The sequence below is a fragment of the Bacillus proteolyticus genome (assembly GCF_001884065.1).
GTDB classification, from domain to species: Bacteria; Bacillota; Bacilli; order Bacillales; family Bacillaceae_G; genus Bacillus_A; species Bacillus_A proteolyticus.
Genome location: NZ_MACH01000116.1, coordinates 199,115 through 225,337, shown reverse-complemented (window position 1 = coordinate 225,337; position 26,223 = coordinate 199,115). Strand labels below are relative to the sequence as shown.

Annotated in this window: 24 protein-coding genes; 23 read left to right on the top strand and 1 reads right to left on the bottom strand. The window is 36.3% G+C overall.

The genetic code is table 11. The annotated features are described in order from the left end of the window. Positions 1–107: 107 nt before the first annotated feature. The 3 genes from BAQ49_RS20615 (at position 108) to BAQ49_RS20605 (ending at position 1,480) form a co-directional block, all read left to right on the top strand. A complete protein-coding gene (locus BAQ49_RS20615; protein WP_000872151.1) occupies positions 108–608 on the top strand; it encodes a YceD family protein in 501 nt (166 codons plus the stop codon). 61 nt (positions 609–669) lie between these two features. Next, positions 670–843, top strand: a complete 174-nt coding sequence (gene rpmF, locus BAQ49_RS20610; protein WP_001984764.1) for a 50S ribosomal protein L32 — start codon at positions 670–672, stop codon at positions 841–843. 130 nt (positions 844–973) lie between these two features. Further along, complete coding sequence (locus BAQ49_RS20605; protein WP_071746850.1) at positions 974–1,480, top strand: RsfA family transcriptional regulator; 507 nt, start codon at positions 974–976, stop codon at positions 1,478–1,480. A 34-nt stretch (positions 1,481–1,514) separates the two neighbouring features. Here the strand turns inward: BAQ49_RS20605 and BAQ49_RS20600 are convergent, their stop codons facing one another. Further along, entirely contained in the window at positions 1,515–1,988 is a 474-nt protein-coding gene (locus BAQ49_RS20600) for an N-acetyltransferase (protein WP_071746849.1), read from the bottom strand. Between the two features lie 295 nt (positions 1,989–2,283). Here BAQ49_RS20600 and panE point away from each other — a divergent pair, with 295 nt between their 5' ends. The 20 genes from panE (at position 2,284) to pgeF (ending at position 26,221) form a co-directional block, all read left to right on the top strand. Continuing rightward, entirely contained in the window at positions 2,284–3,171 is an 888-nt protein-coding gene (panE, locus tag BAQ49_RS20595; RefSeq protein WP_071747012.1) for a 2-dehydropantoate 2-reductase, read from the top strand. A gap of 79 nt (positions 3,172–3,250) precedes the next feature. Next, the gene (bshC, locus tag BAQ49_RS20590) at positions 3,251–4,867 is read left to right on the top strand and encodes a bacillithiol biosynthesis cysteine-adding enzyme BshC (protein ID WP_071746848.1); all 1,617 of its coding nucleotides are present in this window, start codon (positions 3,251–3,253) and stop codon (positions 4,865–4,867) included. Positions 4,868–5,233: 366 nt separating this feature from the next. Further along, positions 5,234–6,166 (top strand): 16S rRNA (cytosine(1402)-N(4))-methyltransferase RsmH, encoded by a 933-nt coding sequence (rsmH, locus tag BAQ49_RS20585; RefSeq protein WP_000472513.1) that lies wholly within the window; start codon positions 5,234–5,236, stop codon positions 6,164–6,166. 15 nt (positions 6,167–6,181) lie between these two features. Continuing rightward, positions 6,182–6,544 (top strand): cell division protein FtsL, encoded by a 363-nt coding sequence (ftsL, locus tag BAQ49_RS20580; RefSeq protein WP_000182807.1) that lies wholly within the window; start codon positions 6,182–6,184, stop codon positions 6,542–6,544. 22 nt (positions 6,545–6,566) lie between these two features. Beyond that, a complete protein-coding gene (locus BAQ49_RS20575) occupies positions 6,567–8,717 on the top strand; it encodes a penicillin-binding protein (RefSeq protein WP_084667521.1) in 2,151 nt (716 codons plus the stop codon). 81 nt (positions 8,718–8,798) lie between these two features. Next, entirely contained in the window at positions 8,799–10,715 is a 1,917-nt protein-coding gene (locus BAQ49_RS20570; RefSeq protein ID WP_002121911.1) for a stage V sporulation protein D, read from the top strand. A gap of 210 nt (positions 10,716–10,925) precedes the next feature. After that, positions 10,926–12,401: a UDP-N-acetylmuramoyl-L-alanyl-D-glutamate--2,6-diaminopimelate ligase gene (gene murE / locus BAQ49_RS20565; protein ID WP_071746846.1), complete on the top strand. Its 1,476-nt coding sequence runs from the start codon at positions 10,926–10,928 to the stop codon at positions 12,399–12,401. A 22-nt stretch (positions 12,402–12,423) separates the two neighbouring features. Beyond that, positions 12,424–13,398, top strand: coding sequence for a phospho-N-acetylmuramoyl-pentapeptide-transferase (mraY, locus tag BAQ49_RS20560; protein ID WP_000893066.1), 975 nt, complete (start codon positions 12,424–12,426; stop codon positions 13,396–13,398). Then, complete coding sequence (gene murD, locus BAQ49_RS20555) at positions 13,399–14,751, top strand: UDP-N-acetylmuramoyl-L-alanine--D-glutamate ligase (protein WP_071746845.1); 1,353 nt, start codon at positions 13,399–13,401, stop codon at positions 14,749–14,751. Positions 14,752–14,841: 90 nt separating this feature from the next. After that, complete coding sequence (gene spoVE, locus BAQ49_RS20550) at positions 14,842–15,933, top strand: stage V sporulation protein E (RefSeq protein ID WP_000753514.1); 1,092 nt, start codon at positions 14,842–14,844, stop codon at positions 15,931–15,933. A gap of 101 nt (positions 15,934–16,034) precedes the next feature. Further along, positions 16,035–17,129, top strand: a complete 1,095-nt coding sequence (gene murG / locus BAQ49_RS20545) for an undecaprenyldiphospho-muramoylpentapeptide beta-N-acetylglucosaminyltransferase (protein WP_071746844.1) — start codon at positions 16,035–16,037, stop codon at positions 17,127–17,129. A gap of 61 nt (positions 17,130–17,190) precedes the next feature. Continuing rightward, positions 17,191–18,096 carry a UDP-N-acetylmuramate dehydrogenase gene (gene murB, locus BAQ49_RS20540; protein WP_071746843.1) on the top strand — a complete coding sequence of 302 codons (906 nt, stop codon included), beginning with the start codon at positions 17,191–17,193 and terminating at the stop codon, positions 18,094–18,096. A 98-nt stretch (positions 18,097–18,194) separates the two neighbouring features. After that, entirely contained in the window at positions 18,195–18,965 is a 771-nt protein-coding gene (divIB, locus tag BAQ49_RS20535; RefSeq protein ID WP_071746842.1) for a cell division protein DivIB, read from the top strand. 400 nt (positions 18,966–19,365) lie between these two features. Next, positions 19,366–20,667, top strand: coding sequence for a cell division protein FtsA (gene ftsA, locus BAQ49_RS20530; RefSeq protein WP_071746841.1), 1,302 nt, complete (start codon positions 19,366–19,368; stop codon positions 20,665–20,667). Between the two features lie 39 nt (positions 20,668–20,706). Beyond that, positions 20,707–21,861: a cell division protein FtsZ gene (gene ftsZ / locus BAQ49_RS20525; RefSeq protein WP_071746840.1), complete on the top strand. Its 1,155-nt coding sequence runs from the start codon at positions 20,707–20,709 to the stop codon at positions 21,859–21,861. Between the two features lie 303 nt (positions 21,862–22,164). Next, positions 22,165–23,082 (top strand): sigma-E processing peptidase SpoIIGA, encoded by a 918-nt coding sequence (gene spoIIGA / locus BAQ49_RS20520; RefSeq protein WP_071746839.1) that lies wholly within the window; start codon positions 22,165–22,167, stop codon positions 23,080–23,082. Between the two features lie 20 nt (positions 23,083–23,102). Next, positions 23,103–23,822 (top strand): RNA polymerase sporulation sigma factor SigE, encoded by a 720-nt coding sequence (sigE, locus tag BAQ49_RS20515; protein ID WP_000976947.1) that lies wholly within the window; start codon positions 23,103–23,105, stop codon positions 23,820–23,822. Between the two features lie 157 nt (positions 23,823–23,979). After that, positions 23,980–24,759 (top strand): RNA polymerase sporulation sigma factor SigG, encoded by a 780-nt coding sequence (sigG, locus tag BAQ49_RS20510; RefSeq protein ID WP_000197755.1) that lies wholly within the window; start codon positions 23,980–23,982, stop codon positions 24,757–24,759. Positions 24,760–25,016: 257 nt separating this feature from the next. After that, positions 25,017–25,295 (top strand): YlmC/YmxH family sporulation protein, encoded by a 279-nt coding sequence (locus BAQ49_RS20505; RefSeq protein WP_000619396.1) that lies wholly within the window; start codon positions 25,017–25,019, stop codon positions 25,293–25,295. Between the two features lie 116 nt (positions 25,296–25,411). After that, on the top strand, positions 25,412–26,221 hold the full coding sequence (pgeF, locus tag BAQ49_RS20500; protein WP_071746838.1) for a peptidoglycan editing factor PgeF: 810 nt from the start codon (positions 25,412–25,414) through the stop codon (positions 26,219–26,221). Positions 26,222–26,223: the final 2 nt, after the last annotated feature.

The window sequence follows — 26,223 nt, the reverse complement described above, 5'->3', positions numbered from 1 at the left end:
TCTATATATTATTTCCTATGATGACTTCATTATAGTGTAAAGAAAAAACATTGACAAATATAAAATGGCTAGCTATAATTTTGTTTGTTGCCTTGAGGTGATATGATATGAAATGGTCCATCCATCAATTGAATAAATTGAGAAATAAAGGATTGACATTAAATGAAATGGTAGATGTAAGTGAGCTAAAAGAGGTCGAGAAAGATATTCGTGAAATTAATCCCGTTCATGTAACAGGAAGAGTTGATTTTGGCTCCGGTAAGTTTACGTTTCATCTACATATAACTGGAAGCATGGTTTTACCATGTTCTCGCTCTTTAGTAGATGTGACATTACCATTTGACATTAAAACAACTGAGGTGTTCCAAACTTCAGAAGAAGAATTTGAAACAGAAGCTGAAATTCATTGTTTAGAAGGAGAAGTACTTGACTTACTGCCCGTAATCAAGGAAAATATACTTTTGGAGATTCCAATGCAAATTTTCAGTGATGATGTTTCTGGTGGAGCACCGATGCAAGGTCAAGACTGGCAAGTGATTTCGGAGGAAAACAAAGAAAAGACTGTTGATCCAAGATTAGCAGGACTTGCAAAGTTTTTTGACAAATAATCGGAAGACTGGTTTAGGCCTTCATATGAAAATAACTATTTCTTTTAAGGAGGTGGGAAGAATGGCTGTACCTTTTAGAAGAACTTCTAAAACAGTAAAAAGAAAGCGTCGTACGCATTTCAAATTATCAGTACCTGGTATGGTAGAGTGCCCAAGCTGTGGTGAAGCGAAATTAGCTCACCGTGTATGTAAAGCATGCGGTACTTACAAAGGTAAAGAAGTAATCAGCAAGTAATTGCGGGAAAATAAACGCAGAAGATATCTTCTGCGTTTATTTTTTTTTGTCTTATTCTTTATTTGTTGTATTCTATCTTTTCTAGTAACTGCATATGCTTAATAAAAAATGCATAGGGAGGACTAGAGAGATGGCGACAACAAGACAAGATGCTTGGACTGATGATGAAGATTTGCTTCTGGCAGAAGTAGTACTCCGGCATATTCGTGAAGGTGGAACCCAACTGTCCGCTTTTAAAGAAGTGGGGAGACATTTGTCTCGTACACCTGCAGCTTGTGGATTTAGGTGGAATTCTTGCGTTAGAAAGCAGTATAAAGAACGTATTGAAGAAGCAAAGCAACTTCGTAAGGTAGAAAATTATGAAGTGAAAGAGACAAAGGTATTAGAGCCGAAATCTATTACGTTGAATGATGTTATTGATTTCTTACGAAATTATAAAGATGAAAACTCTTTAATGGTGTTGCAACAACAAATTGAATCGTTACAAACAGAGCGAGAGCGTCTTCTGGAGCGATTATCAGTATATGAGGAAGAATATAGAACATTACTTGATTATATCGATCAAAAAAGAAGTGTAATGGTAGCGGAAAGAAATGGTGCTCGCTCGAATGGGAAATTAGAGAAGTTAAAGAAATAAAAAACAGCTGTTACGCAGCTGTTTTTTTTATTTCTTATGCAGATTCTTCATTTGTAACCGCATTCACATTTGTTTCTGGAAGCCAAATATAAAAATCACCATCAGTTACTGATACTGGTTGGAAACTTAATTTATCCCAAAAACCAGCTGAATGGATACGTGCTATCGTTTTAATTGGGAATTTCAGTTGCTTCGCATAGTTAACAAGTATTTGTCCGAATCCTTGTTTTTGAAAAGTCGGTAACACTTCAAGTTTATAAAGTTCTAGGTAAGGTCCTGTAATTTCAAATGGTTCCCCGCCGTTTCTTTTCATGTATAGACTCATACGTGCGATTAGCGATCCTCCGTAATAAATACCGTAAAACGGAGATTCGCTATCATTTTCAATAATGTTTGCTTCTAATTCTTCCAACATGGATAGTTCTTGAGCTCCGCAACCTTTAAACTTTTTAAATTCATCTAATGTTTTATAATTGATGAGCAAGCGCTCAACTTTTGGGAATCCCATTACATCACATCCTTTTCATATCTTGTTGAATGCAGAAAAGTTATAATATTTATAATAATATTATAACTCATTTTTTAGTTTTTATGAAGAAGATAGAATATTTCTTTCATTATTTTTTTGAGGATTTGCTAAACTAAGAGTAGAACTATGTATATAAGTAGTATATACATAGTGAAAGAAGAGGTTGCATTTGTGAAAAGATAATTGAATCCTTAACTATGCAATTATAATTTAATAAGCTGTAAAGGGGGAAGGGCAAGGGAGCGTATATCACTTGTTAATACACGTTCCTTGTGTGAAGATGAAAATTGGAATTGTTGGACCAGGAGCTATTGGTCTACTATATACATTTTATTTACAAAAAAATAATCAGGATGTTACGTTGTTTACAAGGACGGCTAAGCAGGCTGAGGAATTGAATGTAACAGGTGTAACTTGTATTAGAGATGGGGAAAGTGAAACGGTATTCCCAACTGTTTTACCAATAGAAAGTATGCGAGATGCGGAGTTGGATTATACATTTATTGCTGTAAAGCAGTATCATATAACTGACATATTACCTTTTGTGCAGGCTGAATCGTCATTAATCTTTTTGCAAAATGGAATGTCTCACCTTCACATTATGAAAAAATTAGGGAATGAACGTATAGCAGTTGGGATCGTGGAGCATGGTGCGAAAAAAGAAGGGAAACATACAGTACATCACACTGGAATAGGTGTTACAAAGTTTGGTGTAGTGCGTGGTCAATCTAATGGTTTTGAAAAGGTATTGAATCATTTTCCTTTACATTATTTTCCGATTCAAATTGAAGATGATTGGAATGGGATTATGCGTAATAAATTAGTGGTGAATGTATGTATTAATCCACTGACCGCATTATTACGGGTTGAGAACGGAGAGTTAATTGCAAATCCGTTTTTTTATCAAATGATGGAGCAAGTATTTGAGGAAGTTGCATTTCTTATTAAAGAAGAGGACGAAAGAATGGTATGGCAAATGGTATGCCAAGTATGTAAAAAAACATCTCGTAATACATCATCTATGTTAGCGGATGTAAGAGAGAATAGACAAACGGAAATTAATGCGATTGTCGGATATGTATTAGAAGAAGCGAAGGGACGACAACAATCCGTTCCGACACTTCAATTTTTGTATAATGCAATAAAAGGGATGGAATTATAAGTGTTTTTCTTTGCTTTTACGTGAAACATTGACTACAATGTGGGTTGGTGAGAGAACAGGATACGAAAGGAAGAATTATATGGAGATAAAAGAAATCTCTGTTCCACTACAAGGTGTTGTAGCGGACTATGTGAACGGTAAAAAAGAGATAGAGTCATGTTTTGACTATTTGTTAACAGAAGATGCTTTTAAACAGCGTTTACATGATTTACGTGAGAGAGAGTTTTTCCGTCAAGATTTAGTAACGCATTTATTAGAATATAATACACAATTGCAAGCGGGAGAATCTACAATTCAAAATATAAAAGCGCTTGAAGATGAAAATACATATGTAGTTATAGCTGGACAACAAGCTGGATTGTTAACTGGACCACTTTATACGGTGCATAAAATCATTTCGATTTTACAGCTTGCAAAAGAAAAAGAAGAGAGCTTAGGGGTTCGAGTTGTTCCGGTCTTTTGGATTGCTGGTGAAGATCATGATATGGATGAAATTAATCATACATTTGTAACGAAAAATAAAAAAATAAAAAAGACCATTTTTCATGATCGTCATCCGAAAAAAGCGAGTGCTTCTGAGTCAGAGCTTTCTATTGAAGACTGTAGAAAATGGATCGAAGAGATTTTTAAAACATATCCGGAAACGAATTTTACAAAGGATGTATTACAATTTGTTGAGGATGCTTTAGATAAATCGCATACATATGTAGATTTCTTTGCGCACCTTATTACAAAAATGTTCGTGAATTCTGGTTTAATTCTTGTAGATTCTCATCATCCTGCCTTAAGAAAATTAGAAGTACCGTTTTTACAACAAATAATAAGTAAATATAAAGAAATTCAAGTAGGCCTTCATAATCAACAGGAAGTAATTAAGGAATTAGGATTTAAACCGATTATTGAAACGAAGGCAAATGCAGTGCATATATTTATGGAAATTGATAATGAGCGAGTATTGCTTGAAGAGAATCAAGGCAAATTTATTGGAAAAGATGGAGTGCATTCATTTTCGTATGAAGAATTGATGGAAGAGATGGAAAGAAGTCCAGAACGTTTTAGTAATAATGTTGTAACGCGTCCTCTTATGCAAGAGTATGTGTTTCCTACGTTAGCGTTTATTGGTGGTCCGGGAGAGTTAGCTTATTGGAGTGAATTGCAACAAGTGTTTCATACTGTCGGTTTCCAAATGCCACCTGTCGTTCCACGGCTTACGATTACTTATATGGAGCGAGATATAGCGACAGATTTACACGATTTAGATTTGCAAGAAATTGATCCATTTCTAAAAAAAGTAGATAATTTGCGTGACAATTGGCTTTCTAATCAAATAGAGGAACCGATAGACGAACGATTTCTAGAAGCGAAAAAAGAAATAATGGATATTCATACATCATTACAACTATTCGTGAAAAAAATAGATCCAGGATTAAATGAGTTTGCAGGGAAAAATGAACTGAAAATTAATGAACAAATTGAACTGTTAGAAAAAATGTTGAAAAGAAACGTTGAGAAGAAGCATGAGGTTCAACTAAATAAATTCCGACGTGTGCAATTTGCGCTTCGTCCATTAGGAGCACCGCAAGAACGTGTGTGGAATGTCTGTTATTATTTAAATCGCTTCGGTCTTGATTTTGTGGACCGGGTAATGGAACAATCATTTTCATGGGATGGAAAACATCATGTAATAAAACTATAAAATCTTGCTCTTTTGAGCAGGATTTTATTTTTATTTCGTTGAATTAACTGTGAAGTGAAAAATTTCTGAATTATCCATCTTATATTGATGTAATGAATCGCTATGTACCAGGTTTATATATATGACAAAATAGCACAAAATGTAAACGGATTAATATCTTTTTCGACAGGTTTTTGTTTAAATTCCCGCAAAAAATGATAAAATTTAGTATATAATAAAATAAAATAGCGATTTGTATAGCAGGCTACCTTGCTGGAAGTTAAATGAGTCGTTCTTTAGTAGCATTTCATCCTCTAGTAGTAAATAATGTTTGTAGAGTGAGAAATGTATTTAACATAATTAATTGGAAAAAGAGTAGGTGCAGCAATGTTCAAACACGTAACAGTACTTTTGAAAGAAACAGTAGATGGCTTAGATATAAAGCCGAGTGGTACATATGTAGATTGTACACTGGGTGGAGGAGGACATAGTTCTTATTTATTATCTCAGCTAACAGATGGTGGAAAATTAATAGCATTTGATCAAGATGAAATAGCGATTCAAAATGCAAAGGAAAAATTTTCTTCTTATGGTGAACAATTTGTAACAGTGAAGAGCAACTTCCGTTATTTATCTGAAAAACTACATGAATTAGGTATCACAGAAGTAGACGGGATTTTATTCGATTTAGGTGTTTCATCCCCACAATTAGATACACCAGAGCGTGGCTTTAGTTATCATCATGATGCACCGTTAGATATGCGGATGGATCAAGATGCCCCATTAACAGCATATGATGTTGTAAACAGCTGGTCATATGAACAACTCGTAAGAATTTTCTTCCAATACGGCGAAGAAAAATTTTCAAAGCAAATAGTAAGGAAAATTGAAGCGTATCGCGAGAATAAGGCTATTGAAACGACGGGAGAATTAGTAGAATTAATTAAAGAAGGTATTCCAGCTCCGGCACGTAGAACAGGTGGACATCCTGCGAAGCGAGTATTCCAGGCGATTCGTATTGCTGTAAATGATGAATTAAAAGTATTTGAAGAGGCGTTGGAGTCTGCAATTGATATGGTCAAGCCTGGTGGAAGAGTTAGTGTTATAACGTTCCATTCTTTAGAAGATCGTATTTGTAAAACGACGTTTAAGCGAAATAGCACAACGCCACAATTACCACCGGGACTACCGATTATTCCGGATGAATTTAAACCGAAATTAAAGCTTATTACAAGAAAACCGATTTTACCTTCTGACATTGAATTAGAAGAAAATAATCGAGCGCGTTCTGCGAAGTTGAGAATCGCTGAAAAACGATAAAAAGGAGAGAGAGGTATGACTAATTTAGCTGTAAAGTATAAACAACAGGCGCAAGAAGAGGTACAAATTCAAACGCCGCCACAGCAGATGGTTAAGCCAAAAGTTAAAGCGAAAATTACAAGAATTGAAAAGCTATTGTATGTAACGTTTATTGGATTTTTATTATATGCTTGTGTAGCTTTTATTGGGAATAAAGCGGGTCTTTATCAAGTGAATGTAGAAGCAGCGACGATAGAAGAACAAATTGTGAAAAACCAAAAGGAAAATCAAGAATTGCAGGCTGAAGTAGAGAAATTAAGTCGTTATGAGCGTATCGCTGAAGTTGCAAAAAAACACGGGCTAGAAATTAATGCGAATAACGTGAAAGGCCTAAAGTAAGGCAAATAGGTGTGAAGAAAAGATGAAGAGAAATATGACCAAATTTCATACCAATAAGGGAGCAGGTTATTTTATGATATTTTTCCTCCTGCTCTTTTTGCTGTTATTAGCCCGATTTTTTTACATACAAGTAACCGGAACAGTGGACAATCATGATTTAAAGAAACTTGCTGAGCAGAAACATAGTAAAAAGGGAGTTCTCGAAGCGAATCGAGGAACAATTTATGATCAAAATGGTCATGTCCTAGCGCAAGATGCAAATTCTTATAAACTTGTAGCCGAGTTAAAAGGGGCTAACGCTGTTAAGGATAAAGAGGATACTGCAAAGAAAATCGCAGGAGTACTCGGGAAAGATGAAGATAAAATTTTAGCTACTTTAAATAAAGAAGGCAGAAGTCAAGTGGAATTTGGAACATTGGGTAAGGGCTTGACGAAAGAAAAGAAAGAACAAATAGAAGCATTGAAATTGCCGGGAATAACTTTTATTACCGAAAATGCGAGAGTTTATCCAAACGGTGATTTCGCATCTTACGTCATAGGTCATGCCAGACCTGATGAGAATGGAATCGCAGTAGGTCAATTTGGCTTAGAAAAGAGTTTGGATAAGTATTTAGGTGCTTCTAATGGTGAGGTAGCGTATACAGGGGACCGTAGAGGTGTATCTCTTGACGGTGGAAAAGTGAATGTAAAGGCACCTAAAAATGGAGATAATGTGTATTTAACGGTTGACCAACGTATTCAAAGTTATTTAGAAGACGCGATGAAAGAAGCGAGTAAACATTATGAACCAGAAAATTTAATTGGAATTGTAGCGGATCCGAAGACAGGGAAAATATTAGCGATGTCTAGTAAACCTAGTTATGATCCGAACCAAGGACAGATGAATTACTATTATAACGACGCCATTGCAAATGCGTTTGAACCGGGATCAACAATGAAGATTTTTACATTAGCGGCGGCCATTAATGAAGGTGTATACAATGGGCAAGACTTTTATCAGTCTGGTACATATCAAGTTGGTAATCGCAAAATAAAAGATCATAACGGCGGCGCTGGATGGGGTTCTATTACTTTTGATGAAGGGGTAGAGCGATCTTCAAACGTAGCGTTCGCAATTTTAGGGGATCAAAAACTTGGTCCAGAGCGTTTTCGAAAATATATTCACAGTTTTGGATTAGATGAAAAAACAAACATTGATTTACCTGGTGAAGGGTCAAATACAATTTTATTTGATCAACAAATACAGCAAGTAACAACGGCATTTGGACAAGGTTCTACAGTTACACCGATTCAACTTGTGCAAGCTGCAACAGCGATTGCCAATGATGGTAAAATGATGAAACCTTATACAGTTGATAAAATTGTGGATCCAATAACAGGTAAAGTACAGCTAGAGCATAAACCAGAAGAAGTAGGAAAACCTGTTACCAAAGAGACAGCCGCGCAAGTAAGACAATTACTAGAACGTGTTGTTACATCACCGAAAGGAACAGGGACTGCATATAAAATTGATGGTTATTCAGTCGGTGGTAAAACAGGTACAGCACAAATTCCTGACGGGAAAGGTGGCTATATGACAGGAAGAGAGAATTATATATTCTCATTCTTAGGTATGGCACCGATGGACGATCCACAACTTGTTGTGTATGTGGCCGTTAAACAGCCGAAATTAAAAGATGATGAAAACGGGGCTAAACCTTTAGCTGATATCTTTAAATATGTAACGAAAAATAGTTTAGAGTATTTAAAGATTAAGCCAAATGAAGTAAAGGATCCGAAGAAATATGTGAAAGAGCAACAAACTGTCGTTCCGGATGTAACAGGAAAAACGATGGATGAAGCGAAAAAAGCAATTGATAAAGCAAAACTTCGTCCAATTGTATTAGGTGAAGGTAAAGTACAGCAGCAAGTGCCAAAAGCAACTGAACAAACATTAAAAGGTGATCGAGTCTTCTTAGTAGGAGATAAGCCTACAATGCCAAATATACAGGGATGGGCACTGCGTGATGTTATGAATTTAGCAAAAACATTAAAGCTTAACTTAAAACCTTCTGGTACAGGATATGTAACGGAACAAAGTGTGGCGGAAGGAACATTGTTGCAACCTGGTACAGAACTAGGTGTAACACTCGTACCACCACTTGAGCCACAGCAAGAAGCAGAAAAGCCATAATGGTAATAGGGAAGAAGTTCTAATTAAATAAGTACAAGCATATATTGGAACAAGCTAGGCGTAAGGGAGGCTTGTTCCAATATGCGTGTATCAAATGTAACAGTTAGGAAACGACTTATTTTTATACTTATATCGGGTATACTCATTTTCACCATCATCGATATTCGTCTTGGATATGTGCAATTTTTTCTTGGGAATATGTTAACAGATCGTGCGAAGGATTCATGGAGTCGTAATATTACTTTTGAACCAGAGCGGGGGAAGATTTTAGATCGAAATGGTGTGGAGCTTGCTACGAATAAAAGTGCACCGACCGTCTTTGTTGTGCCGAGGCAAATTGAAAAACCAGCAGAGACTGCAGAGAAGTTAGCTGCAGTATTAGGTGTGGAAAAAGATGATATTTATACGCGGATTACAAAAAAAGAGTCGATTGTAAGGCTTGATAAAGGCGGAAGGAAAATATCGCATGACAAAGCGAAAGAAGTACGCGGATTAAGTTTAAAGGGTGTGTATATCGCTGAGGATTCTATCCGGTACTATCCATTCGGTAATTTTTTATCACACGTATTAGGATTTGCGGGCAGTGATAATCAAGGGCTTATGGGACTAGAGAAATATTATGATAAAGAGTTAAATGGTGATAAAGGTCATGTGCGATTTTTTGCAGATGCGAAAGGGCAGAGAATGCCTAATGTAGGTGATGATTTCAAAAAGCCAGAAGCTGGTTTGAATTTGGGACTAACGATTGATGCACGCATTACGAGAATTATGGAAAGAGAAATGAATATTGCGGAGTCAACGTATAATCCAGATGGCATGATCGCAATTGCAATGAATCCGAAAAATGGTGAAATTTTAGGTATGTCAAGTCGGCCAAGTTTTGATCCAGCAGATTTCCAAAGTGTTTCTCCCGAAGTATATAACAGAAACTTACCTGTATGGAGTACGTACGAGCCGGGGTCAACATTTAAGATTATTACATTAGCTGCAGCCTTGAATGAAAATTTGGTAGACTTAGAGAAAGATACGTTTTATGATGATGGAGCAGCTGAAGTTGGTGGAGCTAGATTGCGCTGCTGGAAAGCTGGAGGCCATGGTAGCCAAACGTTTTTAGAGGTAGTTCAAAACTCTTGTAACCCAGGATTTATTGAACTCGGTGATCGACTTGGTAAAGATCGGTTGTTTAAATACATTCGCAATTTCGGGTTTGGACAGAAGACCGGAATTGACTTGCAAGGTGAAGGTAGCGGGATTTTATTTAATTTAGATAAAGTTGGTCCAGTCGAGCAAGCGACGACTTCATTTGGGCAAGGTGTTTCTGTTACACCGATTCAACAAGTAGCAGCTGTAGCGGCCGCTGTAAATGGTGGAACTTTGTATCAGCCATATATAGCGAAGGAATTTATTGATCCGAAGAATAATCAAGTTGTCAGCAAAAAGACACCAGTTGCGAAAAGGGAAGTTATTTCCAAGGAAACTTCAGAGAAAGTTCGGTATGCATTAGAGAATGTTGTAGCGAAAGGTTCTGGTAAAGGAGCGTACATTGATGGATATCGTGTAGGTGGAAAAACTGGAACTGCTCAAAAGGTAAAAGACGGAAAATATTTAGATAATAACTACATTGTATCATTTATCGGTTTTGCTCCAGCCGACGATCCGCAAATTGTTGTTTATGTAGCTGTGGATAACCCAAAAGGAGTCACTCAATTTGGTGGAGTTGTAGCAGCACCTATTGTTGGGAATATTCTTCGTGACGCACTTCCTGTAATGGGAGTGGAACCGAGAAAAGAGCAAGTTGAGAAAGAATATAAATGGGGCGATACACCAACTGTGGAAGTTCCGAATTTAATTGGTATGAAAAAGAAAGATTTACAAACGCAACTTGTAGACTTGAAGCTTGATATAAGTGGTGATGGTGGGAAAGTAATTAAACAATCACCAGAAGCAGGAGCTAAAGTAAAAGAGGGTTCAAAAGTTAGAATTTACTTCGGGAATTAAAGGTAACTGATTGTTTTTTATGGTACAATTGGTGGAAGTGAGTTTTTTATAGGGAAATTGCTTTATTTGAGACGATAAGTGTCTCGTTAATAAATAAATCTATTGATTAGGCTATAGTAGCACTTACCTTCTATTTTTATATAAATAGGAGGTAACGTGTTACTTGCTAAAATAAGAGATAAATAAACAATGTAGAGAGGGTTTAGTGAAATGAAGTTGCATACACTTTTATCATGTTTGCATGATTTTCCAGTTGTTCCAAAAGAAAATCCAGAAATAACATCTATTGAAGCGGATTCACGTAAAGTGAAAGAGGGAAGCTTATTTATATGTATGAAAGGATATACGGTTGATAGCCATGACTTTGCTAAGCAAGCAGCCGCACAAGGAGCGGCTGCTATTGTTGCGGAAAGACCAATTGATGTTGACGTTCCAGTTGTACTTGTGAAAAATACTTTTCGTTCGCTAGCGGTTTTAGCTGATTATTTTTATGGCCAACCAACACACAAGTTACATTTAATCGGTATTACAGGTACAAATGGAAAGACAACAACATCGCATATTATGGATGAAATTATGCGCGCACATGGTCATAAAACGGGGCTAATCGGAACGATTAATATGAAAATCGGTGATGAAACATTTGAGGTGAAAAATACAACACCAGATGCACTAACACTTCAACAGACGTTTTTTAAAATGGTTGAACAAGGTGTGGATAGCACAGTAATGGAAGTTTCGTCTCATGCTTTAGATCTTGGCCGTGTACACGGGTGCGATTACGATGTTGCAGTATTTACGAATTTAACACAAGATCATTTAGACTATCATAAAACGATGGAAGAATATAAGCATGCGAAAGGGTTGCTTTTTGCACAGCTTGGCAATAGTTATCATCATAATCGTGAAAAATACGCTATATTAAACAGTGATGATCCAGTAGCAGAGGAGTATATGAGAAGTACAGCAGCTACTGTTGTAACATACGGTATAGATGTTGCAAGCGACATTATGGCACGAGATATCGTAATGACGAGTGGCGGTACAACATTTACCCTTGTAACACCGTATGAAACTGTCAATGTTACGATGAAATTAATTGGCAAGTTTAATGTATACAACGTGTTAGCTGCTACAGCAGCAGGTCTTGTTTCAGGAGTGAGCTTGCAAACAATTATTGATGTAATTAAAGAGCTTGCTGGTGTTCCTGGACGTTTTGAAGTTGTTGATGGTGGACAAAATTACACAGTTATTGTTGACTATGCGCATACACCGGATAGCTTAGAGAACGTACTTAAAACAGCAAAACAATTTGCAAAAGGGAATGTATATTGTATTGTTGGTTGCGGTGGTGATAGAGATAGAACGAAAAGACCGATAATGGCAAGTGTCGCAACAGAATATGCAACGCATGCAATTTATACATCAGATAATCCAAGAAGTGAAGATCCGAAGGCTATTTTAGATGATATGGTAAATGGTGCAAATGGGAATAATTACGAGGTAATTATTGATAGAAAAGAAGCGATACGTTGTGCAATTGCTAAAGCAAAAGATGCGGACATCATTATTATTGCTGGTAAAGGGCATGAAACATATCAAATTGTTGGTAAGGAAGTTCATCATTTTGACGATCGTGAAGTCGCTAAAGAAGCAATCACGGAGCGTTTAAACAACAAAGAGTAACAGCATGAGAGGAGGACTACATGTGCTTGAACAAGGTTTATTAGTAACGGCCGGGGTAGCATTTTTAATTTCTGTTGCCCTTTCGCCATTATTTATTCCATTTTTAAGAAAGTTAAAGTTCGGACAGAGTATTCGTGACGAAGGACCGAAGTCACACCAAAAGAAATCAGGGACACCAACGATGGGTGGTATTGTCATATATGTATCCATGATGGTAACTACGCTCATTATGGCGATTAAATTTAACAATTTAGGTGCAGAAGTATCATTATTGTTATTAGTTACATTTGGATATGGGTTAATCGGATTTTTAGATGACTATATAAAAGTAGTTAAGAAAAGAAATCTTGGTTTAACATCAAAACAAAAATTGATTGGTCAGCTTGTAATTGCTATTGCGTTCTTTTTAATTGGAAAAGGGCAAGCATTTCATACTTATATTATGATTCCAGGAACGGATGTTGAATTCGAATTAGGATGGGCATACTTTGTTCTTGTATTATTTATGCTTATTGGTGGATCGAATGCGGTTAACTTAACAGATGGTTTAGATGGTTTATTATCAGGAACAGCTGCTATTGCATTCGGGGCATTTAGTATTATTGCTGTGGCTCAAGAACAATTTGGTGTAGCGATTTTCTGTATGGCAGTTGTAGGAGCTGTACTTGGCTTTTTAGTATTCAATGCGAATCCGGCGAAAGTATTTATGGGCGATACAGGATCTCTAGCTTTAGGGGGAGCAATTGCAGCTGTAGCGATTTTGTTAAAACAAGAATTGTTACTCGTTATTATTGGCGGTGTATTCGTAGCAGAAACTTTATCTGTTATTATCCAAGTTATTTCGTTCAAAACAACAGGAAAGCGTGTCTTTAAAATGAGTCCATTACATCATCATTACGAATTATGTGGTTGGTCAGAATGGCGCGTTGTTGTAACGTTTTGGTCTGTAGGATTTTTACTAGCTGTGTTAGGAATTTATATCGGGGTGTGGATGTAATTGAAAACTATAACTGAATTTGAAAATAAAAATGTTCTTGTATTAGGTATTGCTAAAAGTGGTTATGCAGCAGCTACTTTATTAAATGAATTAGGTGCAAACGTTATTGTAAATGATGGGAAACCATTAGCGGGTAACGTGCCTGCAGCTGAATTACAAGCGAAGGGTATGGATGTTGTTTGTGGTGGACATCCGTTAGAATTGTTGGAAAGAAACATTTCACTTGTCGTAAAAAATCCAGGGATTCCATATTCTAATCCGCTACTAGTGGCGGCGAAAGAAAAGCAAATTCCGATTGTCACTGAAGTTGAATTAGCATATCGTATTTCAGAAGCCCCATTTGTTGGAATTACGGGATCTAACGGTAAAACAACAACGACAATGCTTGCGTTTGAAATGTTAAAAGAAGGCAAAAAGCAACCTGTTATTGCGGGAAATATCGGAACAGTAGCTTGTGAAGTTGCACAAGCTGCAAAAGAAAATGAAGTTGTAGTTACAGAACTTTCATCATTCCAGTTGATGGGAGTAGAGACGTTCCAACCTAAAATTGCTGCATTTTTAAATTTATTTGAAGCGCATTTAGATTACCATGGAACGAAGGAAGAGTATGGTTTGGCAAAAGCGAATATTTTCAAAAACCAAACTGAAACAGATTATAGTGTAATTAATGCGGATGATGCAGATGTAATGACGTTATCGGCACAAAGTAAAGGACAAAAAGTACTATTTTCGACTACGAAAGAAATTGAAGATGGTGCATATATAAAAGAAAACGCTCTTTATTTTAAAGGCGAAAAAGTGGTTGAAGTAAGCGATATTGTTTTACCTGGTAAGCACAATTTAGAAAATATTTTAGCAGCGATGAGTATTGCGAAGTTACTAGGTGTTTCTAATGAAGCAATTACTGCTGTGCTAAAAAGTTTTACAGGTGTAAAGCATCGCTTAGAATATGTAACAACGATTAATAATCGTAAGTTTTATAATGATTCAAAAGCGACGAATATGTTAGCGACAGAAAAAGCATTGTCTGCATTTACACAACCGATTGTTTTATTGGCTGGCGGACTTGATCGCGGAAATGAATTTGACGATTTAATTCCATACTTTAAACATGTCAAAGCGATTGTAACATTTGGACAAACTGCGCCAAAATTAGTAAGAGCGGCTGAAAAAGCGGGATTAGATGTAATTGAAAGTGTCGATACTTTAGGTGAGGCAGTAGTGAAAGCTTACGCTCATTCTACGGATGGCGATGTAATTCTTCTTTCACCAGCATGTGCAAGCTGGGATCAATTTAAAACATTTGAAGAAAGAGGAGACATTTTTATACAAGCTGTGCATAAACTTATATAAAGTAAATCAAAACATCAGTAGGCTAACACCTACTGATGTTTTGTTACATAGGGCAAAAGGTTCTGCCTAAAGAGGTGGTGTTCATGGGTAATGAAGAAAACGCCTGATTTTATTCTCATCATCGTTACACTTGCGTTGTTAACAATCGGAATGATTATGGTTTATAGTGCGAGTGCGGTTTGGGCCTCTTATAAAATGGGGGATTCATTCTTTTTTGCAAAAAGACAATTGTTGTTTGCGAGTATTGGTGTAGTGGCTATGTTTTTTATAATGAAAATTGATTATTGGGTGTGGCGCACGTATTCAAAAGTAATTTTGCTAGTTTGTTTCGTTCTTCTTATTCTCGTTTTAATTCCAGGAGTAGGTCTCGTTCGCGGGGGAGCACGAAGTTGGATTGGAATCGGGGCATTCTCCATTCAACCGTCAGAGTTTATGAAATTCGCGATGATTATTTTCTTAGCAAAATTTTTAGCGGAACGACAAAAATTAATTACATCTTTTAAACGTGGATTACTACCTGCTCTAAGTTTTGTATTTCTTGCTTTTGGGATGATTATGTTACAGCCAGATCTTGGTACGGGAACGGTAATGGTTGGGACATGTATTATTATGATATTTATCTCGGGAGCAAGGGTCTTTCACTTTGCAATGTTTGGTTTGCTTGGTGCAGCGGGATTTGTAGGGTTAATTGCATCAGCACCATATCGAATGAAACGCATCACATCATATTTAGATCCGTGGTCGGATCCGCTCGGAAGTGGATTTCAAATTATTCAATCGTTACTCGCAATTGGACCTGGTGGTTTATTTGGTCTTGGACTTGGACAAAGTAGACAAAAGTTTCTTTATTTACCTGAACCACAAACAGACTTTATATTTGCAATCTTATCCGAGGAATTAGGTTTTATTGGCGGTTCATTTGTGTTATTATTATTTAGTCTATTACTATGGCGCGGGATTCGTATAGCATTAGGAGCGCCAGATTTATATGGTACGTTTTTAGCAGTAGGTATTGTGGCGATGATTGCGATTCAAGTAATGATTAATGTTGGTGTTGTAACAGGACTGATGCCTGTTACGGGTATTACTTTGCCATTTTTAAGTTATGGTGGATCAAGTTTGACCTTAATGTTAATGGCAGTAGGTGTATTATTGAATATAAGTCGCCATTCTCGCTATTAAACCCTGTTTAAAAGACAGGGTTTTTCGTATGTGTGGAAAATACAATATGTATATAGAAATAAATACGATTGAATAAGAACAGGGAAGTGGAGGAATTAGTAGTGCGAGTATTAGTAAGTGGTGGGGGTACTGGAGGACATATTTATCCAGCTCTTGCTTTAATTAGAGAAATAAAAAAATTAAATCCGGAAGCAAGGTTTTTATACATTGGTACAGAGAATGGATTAGAGAGTACCATCGTACCGAAAGCGGGTATTCCGTTCCAATCTATTGTTATAAGTGGATTTAAACGGAAAATATCTCTTGATAATGTAAAAACGGTGATGCGTTTCCTAAAAGGTGTTCAAGATAGTAAACGATATATTCGTCGTTTTAACCCTGATATTGTTATCGGTACGGGTGGATACGTATGTGGGCCAGTTGTATATGCTGCGGCTAAATTAGGTATTCCGACTATTGTACATGAACAAAATAGTGTACCTGGTGTAACGAATAAATTTTTAAGTCGTTATGTCGATAAAGTTGCAGTTTGTTTTGAAGCAGCTGCAGAACATTTCCCACAGTCAAAAGTGGTTATGACAGGTAATCCACGTGCATCAGAAGTATTGGACCAAAATGGAATGAAAGGAAAACGTTCGGTAGGACTATCTCTTTCAAAAAAATCAGTGCTTATTTTTGGTGGGAGTCGCGGGGCTAGACCGATTAACGATGCTTTTGTAGAAGCGATTGAACAATTTGGGAATAAAAGTTACGAAGTATTATATGTAACAGGCGAAGTACATTATGATAAAGTTATGGAAGCTGTGAAACAAAAAGGGAATCCGAATAATGTTATTATTAAACCTTTTATTCATAATATGCCAGAGGTACTGACTGGTGTAGATCTTGTTGTTTCAAGAGCAGGGGCTACAACGCTTGCAGAATTAACAGCATTAGGAAAGCCAAGTGTATTAATTCCGAGTCCGTATGTAACAAATAATCATCAAGAAAAAAATGCACGATCAGTTGTTGATAAAGGAGCAGCTAAAATGCTACTTGAAAAAGATTTAACATCTGAAATGCTTATTCGTGATATTGATGAAATTTTATTGGATACACAAACATTACAAAATATGAAACTGGCTGCTAAACAACTTGGTATTCCAGATGCAGCAAATAAGCTATATGAGGTAATGAACAAGCTTATTAAAAAATAACATTAGGTGAACGCCCTGCATATTACTGTAATAAGGAGACTTAATATGGGGGAGATTGTCTATGGAACAATTAGTAAAAGAGCTTTTAGAAGCAAATGTTGGTCGCGTGTTAGTTAATGAACCGTTAGCGCGTTACACGACTATGAAAATAGGTGGACCAGCTGATATTTTAATTGTGCCAAAGCATGTTGCTGATATTGAGAAAACGCTAAAGTTAGTAAAGAAGTACAAGGCACGGTGGACTGTAATTGGTCGTGGTTCGAATCTTCTTGTATCTGATCAAGGTATAGAAGGTGTGGTTATTCGTTTAGGGGAAGGATTAGACCACTTAGAAGTCGAAAAACATAAAGTAAGAGTTGGTGCTGGATATCCTCTTATTAAATTGTCAACTTTACTTAGTCGACAGGGATTAGCTGGCTTGGAATTTGCAAGTGGTATTCCAGGAAGTGTCGGTGGTGCAGTGTATATGAATGCAGGCGCTCATAAGTCTGACATATCGAGTGTACTAACGAAAGCTCGTATTTTGTTTGAAAATGGAACAATTAATTGGTTGACGAATACCGAAATGGGGTTTTCTTATCGTACATCTGTATTGCAAACGAAACGCCCTGGTATTGTTTTGGAAGCTGAATTCCAATTGGAAGTAGGCGAACGTAAGGAAATTGTAAGAAGCATGCAAAAGAATAAAGATTATCGCCGTGAAACGCAGCCTTGGAATCATCCTTGTGCAGGAAGTATATTTCGAAATCCAGTCCCATATTTTGCAGGAGATTTAATAGAAAAAGCAGGGCTTCGTGGTTATACAATAGGTGGAGCTCAAATTTCTGAAATGCATGGGAATTTTATTGTTAATACTGGTGTGGCCTCAGCGCAAGATGTATTAGACTTGATTGCATTGATAAAGCGTACAGTTAAGGATAAATTTGGTGTTGATATGCATACCGAAGTAGAAATAATTGGAAGATAACGGTTATTCGTTCCGCTCATTATCATTTATGTTATAATAAGAAGATAAGAACGGCATGAGGAACATGCCGTTTTTTATGTTACATAGGGGGATCGTACATGAAAAATAGTAAAGTGATTAAACTACAAGATCGTGTACCAAAGTTAAAGCATCAAAAGAAAAAGAATAAAAAACCTGTTAATCATCGGTTAATTTTATACATATCGATTTTATTTTTATTAGTACTCTTTTTAATTTATTTTCGGTCTCCACTTAGTAATATAAAAAAGATAAGTGTGTTTGGAAATCATTATATGACAGATGAACAAGTTATGAAGGAATCAGGTGTGACATATGACACGAGTTATTTCCGAGTAACAGCACATAAAGCAGAAGAAAACTTAACGAAACGAAAAGAAATTAAAGCGGTAAATGTAAAGAAGCGTTTCCCAAACAAAATTGATGTTCATATAGAAGAATATTTAACCATCGGCTATATAAACAAAGATGGAAAATTACAACCGTTATTAGAAAATGGGAAAACATTAGATGTACTTCCGAATGGGAAACTTCCAGTTGCAGCACCAATTTTTGAACCGTTTAAAGAGGAAAAAATGAAGGAGTTAATTGCAGAACTAGAAAAAGTAACGCCGACTATTTTAAGGTCTATTTCTGAAATTCGTTATACACCAACGAACGCAAATGAAGATCATCTTACTTTATATATGAATGAAGGATATGAAGTGAGCACTACTATTCAAAATTTCGCAAAGCGAATGGAAGCTTATCCACTTATTATAAAAACAATTGAACCTGGTAAGAAGGTGTTAATTGACTTAGAAGTGGGGGCTTATACGAAGGAACTAGGTGCTGAAGAAAAGAAAGAATAGAATGATAGTTTTCACTGCGTTATTACGTATAAAACGAAACGAATGTTCTTTTATATGAATGCTAATTTGTAAGAATGCTTAATTTGATGAAAAATATGTAAAAATTATTAGATTCATACTAGGATTGGTACAAGTTTCACTTTTCTATGAGTACATCTTAGTGTAGACTTATACTTGGCGGTAATCTTTACACTTGGAATAGAATTATTTCAAGATAAGCAGTTATTCACAGTTTACTGCGATATTCTTAAATGAATGTTAAATAAAAATAAGAAAAGTATAGGGTTAAAAAAGGGAAACGTATAAAGACGTTGAATATTTTTCTTATAAATAGTAAAGTTGCGATTGTTGTTCCATATATTGAGTTGTATGGTATAAATAAAGAAGGAGGTGCCAAAGAATGAACAGCAATGAAATATATGTTAGTCTTGACATCGGTACATCCAATGTTAAAGTCATCATTGGTGAAATGGTTAATGACAGCTTAAACATAATTGGTGTTGGAAATGTAAAATCAAATGGTTTAAAGAAGGGATCGATAGTCGATATAGATGAGACTGTTCGATCAATTAAAAAAGCAATTGAACAAGCTGAGCGCATGGTGGGAATCCACATTGAGCAAGTTGTGGTGGGTGTCAATGCAAACCAGGTACAGCTACTTCCTTGTCATGGCGTAGTCGCTGTTTCAAATGAAGATCGTGAAATCGGAAATGAAGATGTCTTACGCGTTCTAGATGCAGCACAAGTTGTGTCAATTGCTCCTGAACGTGAATTTATTGATGTGGTACCTCGACAGTTCATTGTAGACGGTCTTGACGAGATTAACGATCCACGCGGGATGATCGGTGTAAGATTAGAAATGGAAGGTACACTTATTACAGGCTCGAGAACTTTACTACATAACCTACTTCGTTGTGTAGAAAAAGCAGGTCTTGAAATTGTTGATATTTGTCTTCAACCTTTAGCGGCTGCAACAGTTGCTATATCTTCAGATGAAAAAAATAGAGGAGTGGCCCTTGTTGATATTGGGGGAGGCTCTACAACTTTATCTATTTTTAAAGATGGAGAGTTACAAACAACGAGCGTATTGCCATTAGGTGGAGACCATATAACGAAGGATATTGCGATTGGGTTGAAAACTTCAACTGAAAATGCTGATCAAATTAAGTTAAAATATGGACATGCTTTTTATGATACAGCATCTGAAGAAGAAATGTTTACGGTTCCTATTATGGGAAGCGATCAGACAGAACAGTATTCACAATTGGAATTATCGGATATTATCGAGGCTCGTGTAGAGGAAATTTTAATGTTTGTTCAAGATGAAGTGCATAAGTTAGGAATAAAGCAAGTTGCTTCTGGCTATGTATTAACCGGCGGAATTGCTTCTATGCCAGGTGTTCTTGATCTTGCATATGATATCTTACATGAAAATGTTCGTATAGCAACTCCTGATTATATTGGTGTGCGTGAGCCACAATATACAATTGGAGTAGGTTTAATTAAACACTCATATCAAAAAGCTAAATTACGTGGGAAAAACGTGCAGGAAAAGCAAGAGCATTTTGAACCAGTACCAGCACCAATGCCGGTACAACAGCAACCTGCAAAACAAAAAACTCGTAATCAAAACAATAATAATCAAAATGATGACCGTATGATGTCAAAAGTAAAACGTGTATTCCGTTATTTATGGGATTAAAATTGGACACGAAAAATGAGGTTCTAGGGGGATTTCGACATGTTAGAGTTTGATACTACTCAAGATCAATTAGCGAATATAAAAGTTATCGGTGTCGGCGGCGGCGGAAACAATGCTGTAAACCGTATGATTGAACACGGTGTACAAGGTGTAGACTTTATCGCTGTGAATACTGATGCACAAGCATTAAATCTATCAAAAGCTGAAACAAAAATGCAAATTGGTGGAAAATTAACGCGCGGACTTGGTGCAGGCGCAAACCCTGAAGTAGGGAAAAAAGCGGCAGAAGAAAGTAAAGAACAGATCCAAGAAGCACTTCGTGGTGCAGACATGGTATTCGTAACTGCTGGTATGGGTGGCGGAACTGGAACTGGTGCAGCTCCAGTTGTTGCTCAAGTTGCAAAAGAATTAGGTGCGTTAACAGTTGGTGTTGTAACACGTCCATTTACATTTGAAGGACGTAAGCGTGCGACGCAAGCTGCATCTGGTATTGCGGCATTTAAAGAAAATGTAGATACACTTATTGTAATTCCAAACGATCGCTTACTAGAGATTGTTGATAAAAATACGCCGATGTTAGAAGCATTCCGTGAAGCTGATAACGTATTACGCCAAGGTGTTCAAGGTATTTCTGATTTAATTGCAACACCAGGTTTAATTAACTTAGACTTTGCAGACGTAAAGACAATTATGTCTAATAGAGGTTCTGCTTTAATGGGTATTGGTTCTGGTAATGGTGAAAATCGTGCTGCTGAAGCTGCGAAAAAAGCTATTTCTAGTCCATTACTAGAAACATCTATTGATGGAGCTCAAGGTGTTATTATGAACATTACGGGCGGCGCGAACTTAAGCTTATACGAAGTACAAGAAGCAGCAGACATTGTAGCTTCAGCTTCGGATCCGGAAGTAAATATGATCTTCGGTTCTGTTATTAATGAAGGATTAAAAGATGATATTGTTGTCACTGTAATTGCAACTGGTTTTGATGATAGTGCTTCGACGCAGCCACCAAAACCAATTATCCGTCCGACTGTGAATCACACGCAACAGCAACAACAGCCAGTAGCTCAACCTTCAAAACAACGTGAAGTTAAGCGTGAAATGAAACGTGAAGAGCCGGTTGTGCATGATCGTCATACAGATTCAGATGACATCGATATTCCAGCATTCTTACGTAACCGTCGTAGACGATAAAAGAAAAGGAGCTTTCATGCTCCTTTTTTGTTATTGGAATGAAAAAGATCTGCTTAGCAGGTCTTTTTTTTATTTGTAGATGAAGTTGTGAGAAAGAGGATGTAAATTTGCTTACATATAATTCAATTATTATGTATATAAGTAAGAAATTCATATTATTCTATGAAAAATACACTTTTATTTTTTACCGACAGATTATGTCTAGAAATCACAAAATAACAAAAAAACCCCTCCACCAATTGACACACTTTCCTATTGGATATGCATTATACTAGTCTCAACTTAAAAAAAGAGGTGAATTGTTTGGTTGTTTACGCCGACATTGTTTGGTTGTTAAACGCCTGCATTGATTTTCTTTTACTTTTATTAACAGCCACCGTGTTAAAAAAGAGAATCAAAAGATGGAGGCTTGTGTTAGGAGCATTTATAGGTTCAACTATTGTTATTTTCGCCTTTACTCCTTTTGCTTCTATGATGACACATCCAATTATGAAACTGTTGTACTCGTTACTTATTGTGTATACAGCATTTGGGTTTTCAACATTTAGAAATTATGCACAAACTGTTTTTACTTTTTATTTTGTAACTTTTATGGTTGGTGGAGGATTAATTGGAACTCATTTCTTTTTGCAAACGAATGAAATGGTAAATGGATTGGTTCAATCTCAATCAATTTCTTACGGTGATCCAATTAGTTGGTTGTTTGTTATTTTTGGTTTTCCAGTAATTTATTATTTTTCTAAAAAGCGTATTGAAAGCGTAGAGGTTACGAAAATACACTATGATCAAATTGTAAAAGTGAAGATTCGAGTAGGGGAAGAGGAACTAGAACTAGCCGGCTTAATTGATAGTGGGAATCAGCTTTATGATCCATTAACAAAAACACCAGTTATGATTATGCATATTTCATTATTAGAGTATTGTTTACCAGTTTGGTTAACAGAACAAATTTATTCCAAAACAGAAATTCCTCAAATACCAGAAAATGATTCTGGATGGGCGACAAAATTACGCTTAATTCCTTTCCGAGCAGTTGGAGTCGATAATCAATTTTTATGGGCAATTAAGCCAGACAGTGTGCAAGTTGATCATGAAGGAAGTTCTATTGTTGTGAACAAAGTATTAATTGGTTTAAATACACAACAATTATCTACTAACGGAGAGTACCAATGTATTGTGCATCCAAAAATGTTGATTTCACAAAAGATGGTAATTGCTTAATTATGAGAGGGCGGGATAATATGATGAAATTAAAATTTTATTTAGTATACCTTTGGTATAAAGTATTGCTGAAATTAGGAATTAAGACCGATGAAATTTATTACATTGGTGGAAGTGAAGCGTTGCCACCACCATTAACGAAAGAAGAAGAGGAAGTTCTTTTGAATAAATTGCCAAAGGGAGATCAAGCTGCGAGGTCATTGCTTATTGAACGTAACTTACGGCTCGTTGTATATATAGCAAGGAAGTTTGAAAATACAGGGATAAATATTGAAGATTTGATTAGCATAGGAACAATCGGCCTTATTAAAGCAGTCAATACATTTAATCCAGAAAAGAAAATAAAATTAGCAACTTATGCATCTCGTTGTATAGAAAATGAAATTTTAATGCATTTGCGCCGAAATAATAAAAATCGGTCAGAAGTTTCTTTTGATGAACCGCTTAATATTGATTGGGATGGGAATGAACTGTTGTTATCAGATGTATTAGGTACAGATGATGATATTATTACAAAAGATTTAGAGGCTACTGTAGACCGTCACCTTCTAATGAAAGCATTGCACCAATTAAATGATCGAGAAAAACAAATTATGGAGCTTCGATTTGGGCTTGCTGGAGAAGAGGAAAAAACGCAAAAAGATGTGGCGGATATGCTTGGGATTTCACAGTCATACATTTCGCGTTTAGAAAAAAGAATCATAAAAAGGTTACGAAAAGAATTTAATAAAATGGTGTAAAGAGTAAGACCAGCCTTTATGTAGGCTGGTCTTACTCTGTTTAGTTGTAGTAGAAGAGGTAACTAAAATGAAAAATGAAGAGAAAACCACATGCATAAAATCCCCTTCAAAGGAAATACTTTACACTGTACAGCAACTCCCGATAGGAGGGAACACTTTGACGAGAAACAAAGTAGAAATTTGCGGTGTTGATACAGCTAAACTTCCAGTACTAAAAAATGAAGAGATGCGTAAATTATTTCGTGAAATGCAAAGTGGAGAGATAAGCGCAAGAGAGAAATTAGTGAATGGAAACTTACGTCTTGTACTGAGCGTCATCCAAAGATTTAATAACAGAGGAGAATATGTTGATGATTTATTTCAAGTTGGCTGCATTGGACTTATGAAATCCATTGATAATTTTGATTTAGGCCAAAATGTAAAATTTTCAACGTATGCTGTGCCGATGATTATTGGGGAAATACGCAGATATTTGCGTGATAACAATCCAATTCGCGTATCTCGCTCGTTACGAGATATTGCGTATAAAGCATTGCAAGTAAGAGAGAAATTGATTGCTGAAAACTCGAAAGAACCGACAGCAATGGATATTGCCAAAGTTCTTGAAGTGACGCATGAAGAAATTGTTTTTGCGTTAGATGCTATTCAAGACCCAGTTTCACTATTTGAACCGATTTATAATGATGGGGGAGATCCTATTTTTGTTATGGATCAGTTAAGTGATGAAAAACAAAAGGACGAGCAGTGGGTTGAAGAACTAGCGTTGAAAGAGGGGATGAAGCGTTTAAATGATCGTGAGAAAATGATTATTCGAAAACGTTTCTTCCAAGGGAAGACACAGATGGAAGTTGCCGAAGAAATTGGGATTTCTCAGGCGCAAGTATCACGTTTGGAGAAGTCTGCTATTAAGCAAATGAATAAGACGATTCAAGGATAAGGCCCTCACCAGTTATGGTGAGGCCTTTTTTATATGATATTTTGCGCTCATAGTAAAGTAGGTCGGTTCATATAATGAAAATAAAATGGATGCTCTATTAGTAGCAGTTAAATACTATTTATCTCGCATCAACTGTCCGTAAAAGTTCGATTAGCATGGGGGAATAGTTAGTAGCGAGGAACAAAAGCTCCACTGATTAAGGTTGCACTTTATTTGAGAGCGTACTTACAATTCATGATATAAGGGAGAGGATGAATATGATACGAATTTCGGAGTTTCAAATGAAGGATGTTGTGAATATTTCAGATGGAAAAAGGCTTGGAAATATTGGAGATATTGATTTTGATATAGACACAGGAAAGATTAGGGCAGTAATTATTTCAAAGCAGACACGAATGCTTGGACTATTTGGAAAGGAAGTAGAATTTGTAATCCCTTGGGAGAAAATTATGAAAATTGGGGAAGATGTCATACTTGTGAGAGTGGATAATATTAATTCTGTAACAGAATCAATACAAACACCGACAATTTCTTAAAGAATATTACAAATTCCTCTTTTTTTTCAGTTGTCATTATGAAAAAATAAAAGTATGGTAAAATAGACAGGAAGTACCATGCTTTTTTATGTTATTTTAATTAAAAGGAGCCCTTTATGAGAGAACCATTTAAATATGTGGACGGTATACTGTATTTACAAGCGTGGAAAGAACTTGGAAACATTACTGTTGGATTTACGACAAAAGATGGTGGAGTAAGTACAGGCTCCTTTCATGCGATGAATTTAGGATTACATGTGAATGATATCGTGGAGAATGTTCATGAAAATAGAAGCATTTTAGCGAATAAGTTACAAAAACCATTAGAAAAATGGATTTGCTCTGAACAAGTTCATGACCATCATGTTGAAAAAGTAGGATTGCAAGAAAAAGGGAAAGGCGTTTATTCATATGAAGACGGTATCCCAAAAACGGATGGCATTTATACGACGAACAAAGATGTTCTCTTAACATCTTGTTACGCTGATTGTGTTCCGCTCTATTTTTATGCACCATCACATGATATGATAGGACTTGCGCATGCTGGGTGGAAAGGGACTGTAACAGAGATTGCGAAAGAAATGATTCAAAAGTGGAATGCAGAAGGTGTTTCAAGTGATGAAATTCATGTCGCAATTGGGCCGGCAATCGGATCGTGTTGTTATGTTGTTGATGATCGTGTATTAACAGCAGCGCAGCAAGTAGTAAACGGATCTGTTCCTTATAAAGTAATTTCTGATGGTCAGTACGCAATTAATTTAAAAGAAGTTAATCGTATATTATGTGTACAAGCAGGTATAAAAGAAGAACATATTGTAATGTCATCTCTTTGTACAAGCTGTGAAGAACAATTATTTTTCTCTCATCGTCGTGATCAAGGTAAGACGGGGAGAATGTTGAGTTTCATAGGTTTTAAGGAGGAGTGAAG

Bases quoted from the DNA above. Each gene is read 5' to 3' on its own strand.
- BAQ49_RS20615 (WP_000872151.1), top strand. From the start codon at position 108: ATGAAATGGTCCATCCATCAATTGAATAAATTGAGAAATAAAGGATTG.
- rpmF (WP_001984764.1), top strand. From the start codon at position 670: ATGGCTGTACCTTTTAGAAGAACTTCTAAAACAGTAAAAAGAAAGCGT.
- BAQ49_RS20605 (WP_071746850.1), top strand. From the start codon at position 974: ATGGCGACAACAAGACAAGATGCTTGGACTGATGATGAAGATTTGCTT.
- BAQ49_RS20600 (WP_071746849.1), bottom strand. From the start codon at position 1,988: ATGGGATTCCCAAAAGTTGAGCGCTTGCTCATCAATTATAAAACATTA.
- bshC (WP_071746848.1), top strand. From the start codon at position 3,251: ATGGAGATAAAAGAAATCTCTGTTCCACTACAAGGTGTTGTAGCGGAC.
- rsmH (WP_000472513.1), top strand. From the start codon at position 5,234: ATGTTCAAACACGTAACAGTACTTTTGAAAGAAACAGTAGATGGCTTA.
- ftsL (WP_000182807.1), top strand. From the start codon at position 6,182: ATGACTAATTTAGCTGTAAAGTATAAACAACAGGCGCAAGAAGAGGTA.
- BAQ49_RS20575 (WP_084667521.1), top strand. From the start codon at position 6,567: ATGAAGAGAAATATGACCAAATTTCATACCAATAAGGGAGCAGGTTAT.
- BAQ49_RS20570 (WP_002121911.1), top strand. From the start codon at position 8,799: ATGCGTGTATCAAATGTAACAGTTAGGAAACGACTTATTTTTATACTT.
- murE (WP_071746846.1), top strand. From the start codon at position 10,926: ATGAAGTTGCATACACTTTTATCATGTTTGCATGATTTTCCAGTTGTT.
- spoVE (WP_000753514.1), top strand. From the start codon at position 14,842: ATGAAGAAAACGCCTGATTTTATTCTCATCATCGTTACACTTGCGTTG.
- murB (WP_071746843.1), top strand. From the start codon at position 17,191: ATGGAACAATTAGTAAAAGAGCTTTTAGAAGCAAATGTTGGTCGCGTG.
- divIB (WP_071746842.1), top strand. From the start codon at position 18,195: ATGAAAAATAGTAAAGTGATTAAACTACAAGATCGTGTACCAAAGTTA.
- ftsA (WP_071746841.1), top strand. From the start codon at position 19,366: ATGAACAGCAATGAAATATATGTTAGTCTTGACATCGGTACATCCAAT.
- ftsZ (WP_071746840.1), top strand. From the start codon at position 20,707: ATGTTAGAGTTTGATACTACTCAAGATCAATTAGCGAATATAAAAGTT.
- sigE (WP_000976947.1), top strand. From the start codon at position 23,103: ATGATGAAATTAAAATTTTATTTAGTATACCTTTGGTATAAAGTATTG.
- BAQ49_RS20505 (WP_000619396.1), top strand. From the start codon at position 25,017: ATGATACGAATTTCGGAGTTTCAAATGAAGGATGTTGTGAATATTTCA.
- pgeF (WP_071746838.1), top strand. From the start codon at position 25,412: ATGAGAGAACCATTTAAATATGTGGACGGTATACTGTATTTACAAGCG.